General features: G+C 42.7%; 16 protein-coding genes. 8 read left to right on the forward strand and 8 right to left on the reverse strand.

What is annotated here, in order from left to right; all coding sequences use genetic code 11:
• Window positions 1-76 precede the first annotated feature (76 nt).
• On the forward strand, window positions 77-592 hold the full coding sequence (locus QLH32_RS16485; RefSeq protein ID WP_283267114.1) for a DinB family protein: 516 nt from the start codon (window positions 77-79) through the stop codon (window positions 590-592).
• On the opposite strand, the gene QLH32_RS16490 is transcribed toward QLH32_RS16485, so the two are convergent.
• Complete coding sequence (locus QLH32_RS16490; RefSeq protein ID WP_283267115.1) at window positions 586-1,167, reverse strand: hypothetical protein; 582 nt, start codon at window positions 1,165-1,167, stop codon at window positions 586-588. The genes QLH32_RS16485 and QLH32_RS16490 overlap by 7 nt on opposite strands.
• 221 nt (window positions 1,168-1,388) lie before the next feature.
• Here QLH32_RS16490 and gyrA point away from each other — a divergent pair, with 221 nt between their 5' ends.
• Window positions 1,389-4,118 carry a DNA gyrase subunit A gene (gene gyrA / locus QLH32_RS16495; RefSeq protein WP_283267116.1) on the forward strand — a complete coding sequence of 910 codons (2,730 nt, stop codon included), beginning with the start codon at window positions 1,389-1,391 and terminating at the stop codon, window positions 4,116-4,118.
• A gap of 148 nt (window positions 4,119-4,266) precedes the next feature.
• On the forward strand, window positions 4,267-4,980 hold the full coding sequence (locus QLH32_RS16500) for a hypothetical protein (protein WP_283267117.1): 714 nt from the start codon (window positions 4,267-4,269) through the stop codon (window positions 4,978-4,980).
• Between the two features lie 29 nt (window positions 4,981-5,009).
• Here QLH32_RS16500 and QLH32_RS16505 read toward each other — a convergent pair whose 3' ends face one another.
• Genes QLH32_RS16505 through QLH32_RS16520 form a run of 4 tightly spaced genes read right to left on the reverse strand, consistent with a single transcriptional unit; the run spans window position 5,010 to window position 9,916 of the window.
• Window positions 5,010-6,116: an ABC transporter permease gene (locus QLH32_RS16505; protein ID WP_283267118.1), complete on the reverse strand. Its 1,107-nt coding sequence runs from the start codon at window positions 6,114-6,116 to the stop codon at window positions 5,010-5,012.
• On the reverse strand, window positions 6,113-7,243 hold the full coding sequence (locus QLH32_RS16510; RefSeq protein ID WP_283267120.1) for an ABC transporter permease: 1,131 nt from the start codon (window positions 7,241-7,243) through the stop codon (window positions 6,113-6,115). Before QLH32_RS16510 ends, QLH32_RS16505 begins: the two co-directional genes overlap by 4 nt.
• A gap of 3 nt (window positions 7,244-7,246) precedes the next feature.
• Window positions 7,247-8,407: an HlyD family secretion protein gene (locus tag QLH32_RS16515; protein ID WP_283267121.1), complete on the reverse strand. Its 1,161-nt coding sequence runs from the start codon at window positions 8,405-8,407 to the stop codon at window positions 7,247-7,249.
• A 12-nt stretch (window positions 8,408-8,419) separates the two neighbouring features.
• Entirely contained in the window at window positions 8,420-9,916 is a 1,497-nt protein-coding gene (locus QLH32_RS16520; RefSeq protein WP_283267123.1) for a TolC family protein, read from the reverse strand.
• 349 nt (window positions 9,917-10,265) lie between these two features.
• On the opposite strand from QLH32_RS16520, the gene serC reads away from it, so the two are divergent.
• On the forward strand, window positions 10,266-11,345 hold the full coding sequence (gene serC, locus QLH32_RS16525; RefSeq protein ID WP_283267125.1) for a 3-phosphoserine/phosphohydroxythreonine transaminase: 1,080 nt from the start codon (window positions 10,266-10,268) through the stop codon (window positions 11,343-11,345).
• Between the two features lie 73 nt (window positions 11,346-11,418).
• Here serC and QLH32_RS16530 read toward each other — a convergent pair whose 3' ends face one another.
• Window positions 11,419-11,562, reverse strand: coding sequence for a hypothetical protein (locus QLH32_RS16530; protein ID WP_004761646.1), 144 nt, complete (start codon window positions 11,560-11,562; stop codon window positions 11,419-11,421).
• Window positions 11,563-11,598: 36 nt separating this feature from the next.
• Window positions 11,599-12,537, reverse strand: coding sequence for a hypothetical protein (locus tag QLH32_RS16535; RefSeq protein WP_283267127.1), 939 nt, complete (start codon window positions 12,535-12,537; stop codon window positions 11,599-11,601).
• A gap of 200 nt (window positions 12,538-12,737) precedes the next feature.
• Here QLH32_RS16535 and QLH32_RS16540 point away from each other — a divergent pair, with 200 nt between their 5' ends.
• Together QLH32_RS16540 and QLH32_RS16545 are read left to right on the forward strand one after the other, a co-directional pair.
• Complete coding sequence (locus QLH32_RS16540; RefSeq protein WP_004676796.1) at window positions 12,738-13,211, forward strand: YaiI/YqxD family protein; 474 nt, start codon at window positions 12,738-12,740, stop codon at window positions 13,209-13,211.
• Window positions 13,212-13,221: 10 nt separating this feature from the next.
• Entirely contained in the window at window positions 13,222-14,115 is an 894-nt protein-coding gene (locus QLH32_RS16545) for a DMT family transporter (protein ID WP_283267129.1), read from the forward strand.
• A gap of 19 nt (window positions 14,116-14,134) precedes the next feature.
• On the opposite strand, the gene QLH32_RS16550 is transcribed toward QLH32_RS16545, so the two are convergent.
• Window positions 14,135-14,716, reverse strand: a complete 582-nt coding sequence (locus tag QLH32_RS16550) for a PilZ domain-containing protein (protein ID WP_267980543.1) — start codon at window positions 14,714-14,716, stop codon at window positions 14,135-14,137.
• A gap of 25 nt (window positions 14,717-14,741) precedes the next feature.
• Between QLH32_RS16550 and QLH32_RS16555 the strand changes: the two genes are divergently transcribed.
• On the forward strand, window positions 14,742-15,977 hold the full coding sequence (locus QLH32_RS16555; protein ID WP_283267131.1) for a lipoprotein-releasing ABC transporter permease subunit: 1,236 nt from the start codon (window positions 14,742-14,744) through the stop codon (window positions 15,975-15,977).
• Window positions 15,970-16,656 carry a lipoprotein-releasing ABC transporter ATP-binding protein LolD gene (gene lolD, locus QLH32_RS16560; RefSeq protein WP_283267133.1) on the forward strand — a complete coding sequence of 229 codons (687 nt, stop codon included), beginning with the start codon at window positions 15,970-15,972 and terminating at the stop codon, window positions 16,654-16,656. Before QLH32_RS16555 ends, lolD begins: the two co-directional genes overlap by 8 nt.
• Window positions 16,657-16,729 lie beyond the last annotated feature (73 nt).

Below are 16,729 nucleotides of genomic sequence, written 5' to 3' on the forward strand. Positions count from 1 at the left end.
AAAGCGATGCTTTGCTGCTCTGCTCAGGAGCGTTTTTTTATGCTAAAAATAATAATAAATTAAAGGGATATCATTTATGAATTATCGTTTTAAAACCTATTTTTTGATGTTGGCACATTATAATCAATGGGCAAATAACAAGTTGTTTGCAGTTTTAGAGGCTTTGCCTGAAACACAGTTGAATCAGGACTGTGGCGCTTATTTTAACTCACTGATTCAGACTGCAAATCATGTGTTGGTTGGGGATTTCCTCTGGTTTGAACGTATCTGTGGACTACAACCCTCAAGTTATGCACTGGATGATGTTTTATATCCAGACATAAAGGAATTAACTCAAGTTCGTAAAAACCATGATCAATCTTTAATTGATTATGTCCAGGTTCATGATGAATCAGCTTTTCATCAAGCATTGACTTATATTCGCCGTAACCAGACCTATACAGAGCCATTGATTGAGGTGTTGGCTCATATGTTTAATCATCAAACCCATCATCGTGGGCAAATGCATAATATGGTTTTCCAGTTGACTGATATATCACTTGAGCTGGACTTGATTTATTTTCAAAGAGCCTTTGCTTCTTTGTATCATTGATTTGGGTAGCAAAAAGACATGATGACTAAACCATGTGTTAACTGCATAATTAATAAATGATTTTTGTAATAAGGCGAAGAAATTTCACATTTCCATGTAGGGAACTTAAAATTCCAGTCATTATTCATAAACATAATATTGTCAGCAAGTTTCCATGAAACACCTGTAATGCCATGTTGAAATATTTTTTCTAAATTCTCTGTTGATTGCAAGGTGCTTAAAGTATTGGTTAATTGTTTTGCTATATAATGCTCAATTTCTTTAGGCGGAAAAATTTCAAGATCCCAATGAATATCATCTTTATGTAAAGAAATAGCGTCCTCTGTAGATGGGGTGTAATGTATATTAGAGAAATAATCTAAATATTGTGGGATAAGACTTTGTTCTAAAAGCGCTATATCAATTTTTCTGTGTTTGTTTTTTATGGGAAAAATACGTTGATAAAATACATTTGAAAATGGTGCATTGCATATCATACGACCAATTCCAAAGAGCATATTACGATTTTCGTCATTATAGTATTTGAACATACGTTTTGAGACACGGTAACGATATTCTTGATTTGGTTTTGACATATTTTGCTAAATAAATTTTTGCTTAATGGTTTTATGTAAATTCTATATAAATAAAGAAAATACGACAATCTATTTGTATCAAATGCTCCCAGTTGGGGAGCTATTTATGCTATAATTTTTCGCTGTATTTTTTATTTTAGTTCAAGTTTTTGAACTGAATTTTTGCAAGATTGAAGACATAAAAACAGGTGGAACCATCGACCTGTAAACAAGGAGTATGCATGAGCGTATCGGAAATCAGACCGATTGCCATTGAGGACGAACTCAAGCATTCATATCTAGATTACGCAATGAGCGTAATTGTATCTCGTGCATTGCCTGATGTTAGAGACGGTCTAAAACCTGTTCATCGCCGCGTATTGTTTGCGATGCACGAATTGGGCAATGATTATAACAAAGCATATAAAAAGTCTGCCCGTGTGGTCGGGGACGTGATCGGTAAATACCATCCTCACGGTGACAGTGCGGTATATGAAACCATTGTCCGTATGGCGCAGGATTTTAGTCTGCGTTATATGCTGGTGGATGGTCAGGGTAACTTCGGTTCTGTCGATGGGGATAGTGCGGCTGCGATGCGTTATACCGAAGTGCGTATGCAGAAGCTCACCCATGAGATTTTGGCTGATCTGGAAAAAGATACAGTTGACTGGGAAGACAACTACGACGGTTCTGAGCGTATTCCCCAGGTGATGCCAACCCGTATTCCTAATCTTTTGATTAACGGTACAACGGGTATTGCGGTGGGTATGGCGACCAATATGGCACCACACAACATGACCGAAGTGGTGAATGCCTGTTTGGCTTATGCCAACAATCCCAATATTTCTGTAGAAGGATTGATGGAGCACATTACAGGCCCAGATTTCCCTACAGGCGGTATTATTTACGGTAAGTCGGGTATTGTGGATGCCTACCGTACAGGTAAAGGGCGTTTGCATATCCGTGGTAAGTACCACTTTGAGGAAGACCAGAAAACAGGCCGTACCACCATCGTCTTTACTGAGATTCCTTATCAGGTCAACAAGGCAAAAACCATTGAGCGTATTGCCGAGTTAGTCAAAGAAAAGAAGTTGGAAGGTATTTCTGAGCTTCGTGACGAGTCTGATAAAGAAGGTATGCGTATTGCCATCGACCTGAAGCGTGGCGAAAACGCTGAAGTGGTGGTGAATAACCTGTTCCTGCATACGCAACTGCAAAACTCGTTCAGTATCAATATGGTCTGTCTGGATAATGGTCAGCCTCGATTGATGAACCTGAAAGACATCATTGCGGCGTTTATCCGTCACCGTCAGGAAGTGGTGACCCGCCGTACCATGTTTGAATTGCGTAAGGCACGTGAACGTGGTCATATCTTGGAAGGCTTAACCGTTGCCTTAGCCAATATTGATGCCATCATTGAAACCATTAAAACCTCTGCAAACCCAGCCGAAGCGCGTGAACGTTTACAGGCGGGTGAGTGGGCTGGCGGTGGTGTGGTGGCATTGCTTGAAAAAGCGGGTGCGATCTCTGTTCGTCCTGATGAGATTGAAGGTGAAGATCCAGCGCGTCCATTTGGCTTGTCAGGTGATATTTACCGTTTATCACCAACACAGGTCGCTGCAATTCTTGAATTGCGTTTACACCGTCTGACTGGTTTGGAACAAGACAAACTGCATGCGGAATATACGGAAATTTTAGGCCAAATTGCTGAATTAACCGCAATCCTGAATGACTTCAATTTATTGATGAATGTGATTCGCGAAGAACTCGCCTTGATCCTGCAGCAATATGGTGATGGTCGTCGTACTGAAATTGTTGAGTCTGGTGTTGATTTCTGTCGTGAAGACCTGATCCCAGAAGAGCAAGTTGTATTGACTGTGTCTCAGACAGGTTATGCGAAAACTCAACCACTTTCTGATTATCAGGCGCAGCGCCGTGGTGGTCGTGGCAAGTCCGCAACCTCAATGAAAGATGATGACATCATCCAGCATTTAATCGTTGCATCGAACCACGCAACGGTGTTGTGTTTTACCAATGTCGGTAAGGTCTATCGTTTAAGAGTGTTTGAAGTTCCACAGGCTTCCCGCGGTGCCAAAGGTCGTCCAATCATTAATTTGCTTCCACTAGATGCGAATGAAACAGTGACAGCGATCTTGCCATTGACCGATTTCCCTGAAAATCACTATGTGTTCATGGCAACCGCGTCAGGCACAGTGAAACGTGTGGAACTAGCACAGTTTAGCAATGTGCGTTCAAATGGCTTGCGTGCGATTGAGCTCAATGAAGAAGATACCTTGATTGGTGTTGCGATTACTGATGGTAATCAGCAGATTATGTTGTTCTCGAATGAAGGTAAGGCAATCCGTTTTGCAGAAACCGATGTTCGTGCCATGGGACGTACCGCCAAAGGCGTGCGTGGTATGCGTGTCAGCTTTGCCAGCAATACCATTGAAGCCGAAGATGCTGATGTTGAAAATGATGACAGCGATGACAATGATGATTCAGTAGATTCGAATGTTGTCAGCCGCATCGTTTCATTGGTGGTTGTACCTGTCACAGGTGAAGTGCTGTGTGCATGCGCCAATGGTTATGGTAAGCGCACTCCAGTGGATGATTTCCCAACCAAGAAACGTGGTGGTAAGGGTGTGATTGCCATCAAGACCAGCGAGCGTAATGGTGAACTTGTTGGTGCGGTATCCATTGATGAAACCAAGGAACTGATGTTGATTTCTGATGGGGGCACACTGGTGCGTACCCGTGCGGCTGAGGTTGCAACTACAGGTCGTAATGCACAGGGTGTTCGCCTGATTCGTTTAAGCGATGCTGAAACACTGGTGGGTGTGGTTTCAATTGAAGCTGTTGAAGATGACGAAGTGTTGGAAGCGACAGAAGAAATGGAAGCTACTGAGGCTGAAGCGGTAACTTCTGAAGACGTTGTAGTAGAACCAAAAGATGATGCTACTGAAGAGTAATTAGTCTCGTGGTAAAAAACCCAAAGTCAGCTTTGGGTTTTTTATGCTTGTTGCTTTATTGACTGAGCTTCTTATATATTGGTCAATCTAATATTTTTGTTTTAAATGTATAAAATATATTGATATTAAAATAACCGAGAAAATAATCATGACAAAAAAATATGCACCTATCTATCCACATGATCCAATCATTGAAATATTTGAGAATATTTATTTGTTGAGGGGAAGTATAAGGCTTGGATTGGGTCTTTCAATGAATCGTAACATGATGATTTTGAAACAGGGGAATGAATTGACATTAATCAATGCTGTTCGAATCTCTGAGCCTGAATTAAAAAAATTGGAAAGCTTGGGACAAGTGCGGCATATCATTCGTTTAGGCGATTTTCACGGTTTGGATGATCAGTTTTATATTGACCGTTATCAGGCAACATTCTGGAGCCAATCTCATCATGTGAATTATCCCAAGCTTATTCCTCAACAGATTATTCATGCAGATGTACAGCCACCTATCAAAAATTCCGAATTCTTTATCTTTGAACAGGCGACCTGCCCAGAAGCAATCTTATTTATAAAAGATAAAAAACTGTTGATTAGCACAGACAGTATTCAATATTGGAATGACTGGAAATATTTTAGTTTTCTCAGCAAGGTGATTATCTATCTCATGGGATTTCGGTTGGGGCTATTTATTGGTGGACCTTGGCTAAAGCGGGTAACACCGAAGCAAGGTAGCTTAAAAAGTGATTTTGATCGATTGTTACAACTGGATTTTCAACACCTGATTTCTGCACATGGTGTATTGCTAAAGGATTCCGCTAAAGACAAGCTAACATCACTGATAAATAATTCTAATATTTAACAATGCTCTATATCGTAAAGGGAAGCTAATCAGCTTCCTTTTGTTGGTTTCATCATTACCAAGCGATAATAGGAAAGCGCCAATAAAATAGCGCCTACTGTCGCGAGATAAATCAGTTTTGGCACAACAATGGCAGTGGGTACACCCATCTGATTGAGCTGCACAAACATCTGTACCCCATAAGTGGAGGGCAATGTCCATGCAAACCACTGCATCCATTCAGGCATTGCTTCATGTGGCCATGCGGTTCCCGTCAGTAAAAACAGGGGAACGGAGGTCACCACAATCAAATGCCCAACTCGTTCAGGCATATCCACCAGTGAACCCACCAGCATCGCCAAACCTATAATACAACTCACATAAATTGGTACAGCAAGCAGCATGCCCCAGAAATTGCCGCCATGAGGATATTCATAAAACCAGAAAGTAAAACCAAATAGATACAGGCAACCCAGACAACTGATGGTGAGAATGGCTGCAAAGATCGCCCAGAATTCTAATCTTTCAGCAATCCAGCCTTTTTCACGGTAACTGGCAATCAGCATTGCCAAGCCAAGTAAAATGGTCTGATGAATAATCAGGCTGGCCACCGCAGGAAAGATATAACTCGCGTAACCTGATAGGGTATTAAACAATGGGATTTGGTGAATTGAAAGCTCAGGATGAAATTGTGAAGCCTCACCAAACTTTTCAAAATAGTCCTGTAAGGTCGATTCAATCGAACCCGCCAAACCTGTTCCCACTTCCTTGGTTCGGATGAAATAGGCAGTACTGAGATACAGCCCAATCCCGCCCATTTCACCACGTTTTAGGCTATTGGTCAGGTTTTCTGGCAATAACAGGATACCCTCGGCTTTCTGGTTTTTAACCAATTGCTCTGCTTCGAGAAAATTATCAGTCACTGTGATGATGTGAATGTGTGGGCTGTTGGAGGCCTGACTGATGATCTTTGAGGTCAGGATACTCTGTTCCTCATCCACAATCACAATGGGAATATCTTCTGCTGACTGGGCTTTATAGGCGGTTGGATAGAAAAAACTGTAGAGAATGATTGCTGCAATCAGGGTGGTAAATACTGAGGTATTGGCGGCAATATTTTTAAAGGTTTGAATGTAATAACAGAAAAATGACTTCATGAGCATTGCTCCTGGGTATTTTTCCTTAACAGGCGAATACTTAAAGCAAAATACAAGGCTGAGAAAATGATCAGGATACCAAAGGGAAGCAGTGATACCGATAGGTCACTGCCGATTACCCATTGCTCGGTCTGTAGTTTCGCATAGGGCGTATAGGGAATAATCATTGACCAGAACTGGGTAAATGCAGGTGCATTGTTCAAGGGTAGGGTAATGCCCGAAAAACTTGGGGATGAGCCGCCATACAGGGCGATAAAACCAAAGGTTTTGGGTAAATCCTTAGTTGTCAACACCACCGTGCTGCTAATCACTGCATAGGCAAAATACAGAAGAAACTGGGCAATTAAAATCAGGCTGAGTGAACCAGCAATAAAATAGCCACGAATATGTGCCAGCCAGAACATCCAGCACCATGTCCAGAAACAGAAAATGAAAACATAGGGTAGGATTTTTCCAAGAAAACTGGGAATAATCTGTTGGGGATCAACCCAGTCAGCAAAGGTATTTCTTTTAAATTCCTGTCCAATGGCAAAAGCCACACAACAGCAAAGCAGTAAATGTAGCACCGCAGGCACCATGAATGGTTCCAGAAACAGTTCATAGCTCATGCTGGGATTATACAGGGTGGAAATCTTGATATGCGGTGTGGGCATGTCCAGATAAGGTATGTTATTTGATAAATAACTTTCTCCCATGTAATCCGCCATGCCATTCAATGTGCTGATCAGCATGGCGGAGGAAATGGTGTTACCAATACTAAAAAAGGACTGGTTATAGGCAATGCTGATTTGGGCATCCTGTGCCTTGACCAAACGCTGTTCGGCACCATCTGGAATCAAGACAAATCCCCATACCTGCGTACTGTTGACCAGCCGCTCGGCTTCATCCTGACTGGCAGTAATGGTTTTTACCTTGAGGGTATGGTTGATGCTGAGCGCATGAATCACCTTGCGGCTCATTTCACTTTGGTCTTGGTCAATAATGGCAATAGGCAAATGATTAGCCTTACCTGATGAAAACATGCTTGCAAAAAGAACAATCACCAGCAAAGGGGCAATCACCGCCATAAAAAGATCGGCTTTATGGCGTTGTAAATAGCGTAATTCCCGAAGCATGACAGCAAACATCGGTTATTTGGCCTCTTCAATCTTGAACAGGACACTCATACCCACTTTAAGATCAGGAATAGATTGTTCAGGAACCAAGTGAAACTTGAAGCTGCGAATATCATATCCACCTGTCTGGCGGGTGGTTTTAATGGTGGCAAAGTCACCCTCAGCATCAATATTTTTCACTTTGAAGCTGGCCTTGCGATTCAGTGCAGGGATAAAACCATCCAGGGTTTTGCTTTTATAGATGGAGCTATACATATCTTCACGGACATTCAGGCTCACCCATAAATCATGGTCTTCAATGATGCTGACCACTGGAATTCCTGTCGCCACCAGTTCAGTGGGTTTGCCATAGGTTTTGGACACGGTTCCATCAGTCGGGGAATACAGCTTGGTTTCTTCATCCAGGGCATTGGCTTCTTTTACCGCAGCCTGAGCCATGGCAACCTGTGCATCGGCAGTTGACTTCTGTTGTTCAGTACTGCCACGTTTGGCGCGTGCATATTGCTGATAGGATGCTTCCGCTGTTTCACGGGCAGAGGTCTGGGTCGCCAGCATTTCATCACGGCGCTGACGGGAAATTACCCCTTGCTGGTAAAGATTTTCACCTCGTTTATAGGTGGTTGCCGCCAATTCGGCCTGAGTTTTCATGGCTTGCCAGTTGGCATAGAGGGTATCAATATTTTCCTGCTGGGCACCACGGTAGACGGTTGAATGGAATGCCATTGCACTTTGCAGGGCTGCCTGTGCCTGTTCCTTTTTAGCCTCCAGTTCAGGGCTGACAAAGCGCACCACAGCCTGACCCTTTTTAACGGTTTGCCCCTCAGTGACATAAAATTCCTCAATACGGCTAGGCACCTTGGTGCTGATATGTACCGTTTCCGACTCAACCCGACCTTGTAACTCAACAGTTTTCGGAAGATAGGCTTTCCACAAACCGTAGGCAATCAGACCAAGTAAAATGACAACCACAATAAACACAATCAGTTTCAGTTTATTGCCTTTGCCTGATCCAGTTGAGTCAGCTTTGCTGTTCGGAGTCGTTGTGTTGGCTGAAACATCCTCATGCTGTTTTTCTGGTTGAACAGGTTCAACAGAAGCTGCTTTCTGATTTTCAGTCGGAATCGTCTCTTGACCTATATCACGTTCTGAATTGGATGATGATTGATCTTGACTCATAAATTTCTCCAATTAACGGATATAGTCAGTACGTGGTTGATTGACATACAGCTTAAATTCATCAATCGAACCGTAGCTTTGCAGTAAGGTTGCCAGTGATAGGATGTATTTATAGGCATTGATCGCCATTTCAGTTTTTAAACCGTTTAGGGCATTCTGGGCATCAATGACCTGAGTGGCCGTCCCCATGCCTTCTTTAAAGGACAGTTGCTGGATACGCAGGTTTTCCTGAGCTGCCTTGATATTTTGGGTGAGAAGTTGATGGCTGGTTTGAGCAGAATTTAACTCACTGAAAGATTTATACAGCACATTTTCAACTTCCTGCTTAGTGCGCTCAGTCATCAACTCTGCGGCATATTTTTTTAACTCGGCCGCACGAATATTCTTGTTGTTATCAATTCCAGAGAATAGGTTATATTTTGCCATCACACCCACAATCCAGTTCTCTTTACTGTCCAATCCATATTCCCCAAAAGCAAAAACACTGGGTTTCTTGGCCGATTGCTGCAGCTTGACATTCTCGTTGGCAAGCTGGGTATCCATCTGCAATTTCTTGATCAGGCTTGAATTTTGATCATAGTTTGCAAGTAGTGTATCCAGGGAATGATTTTGGGTTAAATTCACAAAAAGCGGGGTGGAGAGCTGAATACTTTGCTTGGTTTGCAACAGGTTTTGCAGACTAAACTGGCTTGCCCCTAAGTTTGCCTGTGCATTTTGGTAGCTGCGTTCAGCATTGTTGCGGGCAACTTCAAACTGCATTCGCTGGCCTTTGTTAATAAAACCCTGCTGCTCAAGCTTGACTGCATTGCCGTAGTGTTCCTGCATTGCATTTAAATTAAAAAGGGCAGAATTGACCAATTGTTGCTGCAACTGCACATTAAAATAAGCCTGAATCATTTCAAAGCGCTGTGTGTCCTGTTGCTGTTTTTCGCTGATGTTGGAACGCTGTGCCTGAATATTGGCGATTTGCTTGGCGCTGTTGATTTTCCCGCCCATATACAAAGGCATCACCATGGAAACCGAGGTGCGGACATCGTGGTCCTGAATGGTGACATCCAAGTCGTTTGGAACCTTATTCAGACCGTCACTGACCACCTGATCAAAGCCCTGACTAACTTGGTCAATCACTTCTGGCGGAAGTACATTTTGCCATTGCGATAATTTGTCATCAAAACCACGGGTCAATGAGTTTTCCAGTCTACGTTTACTGGATTCCAGAGGAACACTGGTTTCACTGTGAAATGAATAGGCACGGGCATTTAAATCAATACGGGGTAGGCCGAGATTCTTTACCGCCTGCATTTCAAGTTGGGAAGCCTGCTGTAGTGCCTGTTGCGCTTGTGTGGCATAGGCATGCTCCACAACATATTGTTCAGCTTCACCATAGCTCAGGGTTTGGGCAAATACAGGCATGGAGAACAGGGCACAACTGATCAAGCTGATACTCAAACTCAACTGCCCTGGAAACCGTTTGACCTTAAAATTCGGTCGATGATGCCGTTTCAACATGATCTGATGTCGCAATTTAATAATATCCTGCGTTAGTCTAAATTATTTTTATAAAATTCAAATATTATGTTTTTAATTAAATAGTTATATGGACAAGAATGGTGTAGTGAATTTGTAAAAAATAGAGTTTTTAGTCTAGTGCGAATGTGGATTTATCCAGTTTTTTGATGATAAAAACATCAAACTGATGAATGAGCCGTTGCTTTAAATCAGCTACAAAAACACGATTGAAAAATTACCGATTATTTTCATTTAAATCGAAATATTTACGCGATAAGCTGCTGCAAGCTTTAGCAATCTGTGATTAAATGCCCATTTCAATTTGTTTCACTTTGACAAGGGAAAACTCATGCGTGCTTATAATTTCTGCGCTGGTCCTGCTGCACTACCTACTGCCGTTTTAGAAAAAGCTCAACAGGAAATGTTGGATTGGCAGGGTAAAGGCTTGTCGATCATGGAAATGAGTCATCGTAGCAATGACTATGTTGCTGTGGCAGAAAAGGCGGAAGCTGATCTACGCACGCTGATGAATATCCCTGAGAACTATAAAGTATTGTTCCTGCAAGGTGGTGCATCCTTACAATTCTCAGCGATTCCTTTAAATCTGCTTGGAAAAAATAACAAGGCAGATTATATCCATACAGGAATCTGGTCTGAAAAGGCACTAAAAGAAGCGAAACGTTATGGCGATATTAATATCGTTGAGGCGGGCACTTTAATCGATGGCAAACATGCGATCACTGAACAAAGCACCTGGAACCTTTCTGATAATGCGGCTTATGTGCATTATGCAGATAATGAGACCATTGGTGGTTTACAGTTCGCGGCTGTTCCAGAGGTAAATGCGCCGTTGGTGTGTGACTTTTCTTCAAGTATTTTGTCTGCGCCATTGGATGTGAGCAAATTTGGCCTCATCTACGCGGGTGCGCAAAAGAATATTGGTCCTGCTGGCTTAACCATTGTTATTATTCGTGATGATTTGCTGGATCAGGCAAAACCTGAAATTCCAAGCATCCTAAAATATGGTGACCAAGCCAAGAATGGTTCAATGGTCAATACGCCAGCGACCTATGCATGGTATTTGTCTGGTTTGGTGTTTGAGTGGTTGCTTGAGCAGGGTGGTGTGGATGCAATCTACAAAATCAACCAGGACAAGGCAAAACTCCTTTATGGTTATATTGATTCTAGCGATTTCTATAACAATCCAATCGCCATTGCAAACCGTTCAATGATGAATGTGCCATTTACCCTAGCTGATGAAGCACTTGAGAAAACATTCCTGAAAGAGGCTGAACAGAACCATTTACTTAACCTGGCAGGTCACCGTTCAGTAGGTGGTATGCGTGCAAGTATCTACAACGCAGTTCCTTTAGAGGGTGTTCAGGCACTTGTGAACTTTATGGATGATTTTGCGAAACGTCATGGTTAAGCAATAACTGATCCCAAACAAAAGCCCTCAACATCGAGGGCTTTTGTTTGGGATCAGTTGGAAATGGTCAAAATTAGAACAAGCCAATTTGATGAAAAATAAGTGCTGCTAAAAACATACCAAGTAAAAAAAAGCAAAAAGCACCAACATCAAGTTTAAGGCCTTGATCACTCGATGGAATAAGACTGGTGGTCGTTTGTTCTGGTATAATTTTCATTAGAACGCCTAAAAATGCCATTTATGTGATTTTTTGTCACTTTAGTGCAGTTTTAGCATAAATATTCGCCTGAATCCATAGGTTGCCGCGAATATATTCACCAATGTTAAAGTTTTTATACAAAACATTTTTAGTTGCAATACGTATTAAAATTGCGGGTAAATCATCTTCCAATACCAGCGTCACATCATACAGGGTATATTCATCCTGCATAAACTGTATGGTAGTTTTACCCACGATATTTCCCTGAAACCATGCTTCATCTTCCTGACCTAATGTCTCACCATATAAATAGGCGACCATTTTGGAAAAGTCGACAGTGACAGGTTCTTGATCTTCTGGGCTTTTTGGCTGCCACTCATTAATCAGTTCCTGTAGGTTATCGGGGGCAATCCCATTATGTTCCGCCAGAATTGCATTTAATGCGCGGTGGTGCTTAATTGAGGCTGGATCATCAACAATGATTTTCTCATCTTTAGAAACGGTTTCCAGTTCGTATGCCCAGGCATTAAATTGAACCTGATAACTCTGGTTTTTGTCATATTGACAGCGATTTACACTAAATAAACTATCAAAGGCATAAATAACCGTATTTTTATTTAGGCTTAATCTTAATACTGCCTGGGTTGCGGAATCACAGGTAATTACTCGTTCAATTTTTGCTTCGTATTTATATGGGCTTTCAAAACTTGGAAATGCGGTTTTTAACGCGCGTGGCTTTTGGTCCTCAACCGCAATAATTTGATTAATCGAGATCGCCTCACCGCTTGGCCCCTGAATCAGCCAGAATGACTGGTCCATCTCCTGTTCATCTTCACATAGACCCATGGGCATCACAGGTGCATCCAGCGCCAGTCCCAACCATTGTGGCACATCTGTTTCGGGTGTTTCTGTCAATAGGTTCCAATGCTCGACATGATGACCGAAATTTTGATCTTGAATTTTAATGGTTTCTGGACTGTTCTGATTTTTCATAAAAACATAATACAAAGAGATTGAACTTATTCTATTAAATCGAGGGTTACAGCGTTTTTTCAAGTCTGGATATGTAATTCTATGGAATTTAATTCATTTTTAGATGTAAAAAATACCTGTCTCAACATTGGCAGTATTGTTCACTCCACTGTCATGGCAATCTGCTACACTATATTTTTTCCTTGTTGAGCCTATCCAACGTGCTGCCATTTAAATTGTGGGTGGATGCCGATGCGCTGCCTAAAATTTTGCGTGAGGTGATTTTACGTGCCTCTGATCGTTACCAACTGGAAGTGACTTTTGTAGCCAACCAAAATGTGGGCATTACCCCATCGGTGCGGATTAAATCAATTCAGGTGATGAGTGGGGCAGACCGAGCCGATCAGGAAATTGTAGAGCGGATGCAGGAAAATGACATTGTCATTACGCAAGATATTCCACTTGCCGCCCAGGTAATTGAAAAGGGTGGTATTGCCATCCATCCTCGTGGTGAGATTTATACCACTGCGAATGTCAAGGCACGTCTGCATTTGCGCGATTTCATGGATACCCTGCGTGGCGCAGGTGTGCAAACAGGCGGTCCACCGCCAATCTCGGAACGGGATAAACGTGAGTTTTCAAGCTCATTGGACCAGACCATTTTAAAGCAAAAACGGAAAACAGCTTCTTCTTGAGCCTGCCATTATGCCATCACGTATGAATCTCATGCTTAGCTATGCATTGCTGGTGTTTATCTGGGCAACCACACCGTTGGCAATTGTCTGGAGTGTGGCTGATTTACATCCCATGTGGGCTTTGGTGTTACGCTTTTTCATTGCCTTGCCTCTGGCTGCAACCATTTTAATGCTGTTAAGGGTTCAGTTTCCCACGCATAAAATTGCATTACTCAGCTATATCGCAGGTTCATTGAGTCTGATTGGTTCACAGATCTTTACCTATGCCGCCACCGCGTATTTAAGCTCAGGTTTAATCGCACTGATGTTTGGATTGGCACCGATTATGGCGGGACTTATAGGACGCTTTGGCTTCCAGCAAAAACTAGCAGGATTGCAGTGGGTGGGCATGGGTACATCAATTGCTGGATTAGCCTTGATCTGTCTCAGCGGTAGTCAGAAGCATGTACAGCCGATAGGCATTGTCCTGATGCTGATCAGTGTATTTGCGTATTCACTCTCGATTTTTCTGGTGAAAAAGATTAATGCGGATGTGCAGCCTATGGCTCAGGCAACAGGTTCAATCCTCGTCTCAACCGTGTTGGCAACTTTGCTTTTGCCGTGGATTTGGCAGTATGCACCCACTCATTTTCCCTCAGCCAAATCGCTATTGGCACTTGCTTATACTGTGGTTATGGCCTCACTGATTGCCATGTTCTGCTATTTTAAACTGGTGCAGAACCTAAAGGCGACCACACTGTCATTAACAACGGTGATGACACCAATGCTGGCGATATTGATTGGGGCTTACCTGAACCATGAGCAATTGTCAGCTCAGGTATTTGTGGGTGCTGTGGTAATTTTGTTTGGCCTATTCCTTTATTTCTATAAAGATTTAGGCCTGTATCGCCGTTTAAAGATATAAGTTATCTCTCACATTCTGACTAATTCGGCTCATCCTGTTGCGCCTGTTGAATACTGGCAGCCAGCTTGGCACGGTCCTGCGGGTTTAATGTGATGAAATAGGCACCAATGCGGAACTTGCCCTGTTCTTCAGGGTTGCAATAAGCCACCTGGGCAATCGCCGCGATGTGAAAGAAATTTTCAGGATGGCTCAGGGTAATATGAATATAGGTTTCTCCAGCAATGGCCTGAGTGCTGGAAAAGCTTAATCCATGTTCAGAAACATTGACCTGCTCAGGTACAGGCAACAGTGACTGCACGATATTGTCATAAAAAGAGCCTGTAATCAGGTTCAGTTTCTGGTTAAAAAGGGATAAGATGCGGGCAATTTGTTGATCTTTTTCATTTAATTGTTCTAATTCGTAGCGAAACGCATGATCAAATTGATCTAATTCAGCAAGTAGTAGAAAATAGCGTGGCAATACAAAATGAGAGTCATACGGGTCATTCAGCGCAACGTCGTCAGGAATGACCTGATAGTTGATTCTCAACACGGCATCAATACGAGACATCACACGACGTTCAGTGTTGTCGTCAACAACATGATGCAGTGTATTTTCCATAATAAATCACCTCGGACTAGATGGTATGTTTAAGCCAATTTCGCTGTATATAGGGTTGAGATACACTCGTGCTCGGCGGAGTAATCATTTTATTTCTTTTATCGCCCTGGTTTCCATGATTGGTTTAACCCTGGGCGTTGCTGTCCTCATTACAGTGTTATCTGTCATGAATGGTTTTGACCGCGAATTAAAAAATCGTGTTCTGGGAATGGTTCCACAAGCCACTGTTTCTTCTACTCAAATTCTAACAGATTGGCCTGAGCTTGTAAAAAAGGTTGAGCACCATCCGCATGTCACTGGAGTTGCGCCATTTACCCAGTTACAGGGCATGTTGACTGCCCAGGGACAAGTGGCTGGCATTATGGTAACAGGGATTGAGCCTGAATATGAAAAAAAGGTTTCGATCATCCAAAACCACATGGTCTCTGGTGATTTAAATGCATTGAAAAAGGGTGAGTTCGGTATTGTCCTTGGTAAGGATATGACTGATGCACTGGGCTTGGGCCTAAATGACAACGTGACTTTGGTTCTGCCAGAGGCGACACCATCCCCAGCAGGCGTGGTGCCCCGTTTTAAACGTTTTAAGGTCGTGGGTATTTTTAGTGTGGGGGCAGAGGTGGACTCGATGGTCGGCTATATCGCCCTGAATGATGCCTCAACGTTGTTGCGTCTGCCAGATGGTGCGCAGGGCGTGCGCTTAAAACTGGATGATATTTTTGCTGCCCCTAAAGTGGCCAATGATATTGTGAGCCAGTTGCCAAGCAACTTCTATGCATCCAACTGGACCTATACGCATGGCAATTTGTTCAATGCGATCCAGATGGAAAAAACCTTGGTTGGTTTATTATTGGTGCTGATTATTGTGGTGGCCGCATTTAACATCGTTTCATCGTTAGTCATGGTCGTGACTGATAAAAAATCTGACATTGCAATTCTGCGTACCCTGGGTGCCTCACCTTCCATGATTACCAAAATCTTTATGGTGCAGGGGACAGTGATTGGGGTTATTGGAACGATTGCAGGGACAGTTTTAGGTGTGACTTTGGCCTTGACCATCAGTGATATTATTTCATGGTTCAATACTGCTTTAGGCTTGAACCTGTTTGATGCCTATTTTGTGCATTACCTACCATCTTATCTCAGATGGCAGGATGTGGTGGTGATTGTCACAGTTTCATTGTTGTTAAGCTTCCTTGCGACCATTTACCCTGCATTGCGTGCAGCCAAAGTTCAACCTGCCGAGGCGTTGCGTTATGAGTAAGATTGTTTTGGAAGCCAAAGACATCTATAAACATTTTGATGATGGCAAAACTAAGGTTGAAGTCATCAAAGGCTTGTCACTGCAAGTGAACGCGGGTGAGTTCGTCTCTATTGTCGGCTCTAGTGGTTCAGGTAAAAGTACACTGCTGCATGTGTTGGGTGGTTTGGAACAACCTTCACAGGGACAGGTATTTTTACAAGGGCAACGTTTTGACAATTTAGGCGAAGCGGAGCGTGGCTATAAGCGTAATCAATATCTGGGTTTCGTTTATCAGTTCCATCATTTACTGCCTGAGTTTTCAGCTCTGGAAAATGTGGCAATGCCATTAATGTTGCGTCGTGAAAGTAACTTTAAGGATGTGAAGAAACAGGCTGAATACTTGCTTGATCGTGTGGGCTTGTCACACCGCATGGATCATAAACCTGGTGAGCTTTCAGGCGGTGAACGCCAGCGTGTGGCTTTGGCCCGTGCCTTGGTGACCAAGCCTGCTGTAGTGCTTGCGGATGAACCAACAGGCAACCTTGACCGCAAAACAGCCTTGAGTATTTTTGAGTTACTGACTGACTTGAAAAAAGAGCTGAATATGGCGATGCTGATCGTGACCCATGATGAGCAGTTGGCACAGTCAGCCGATTCAATCCTGCATATGCAGGATGGTTTATGGATTGGACAATCATAAATATTTTACATAATTTCTTGTTAAAGCCCTGAAAATGGGCTTTAATTTTGCCCTCAGAAAAATCAAAAACTTT

Source organism: Acinetobacter corruptisaponis (assembly GCF_030053775.1).
Lineage (GTDB): Bacteria > Pseudomonadota > Gammaproteobacteria > Pseudomonadales > Moraxellaceae > Acinetobacter > Acinetobacter corruptisaponis.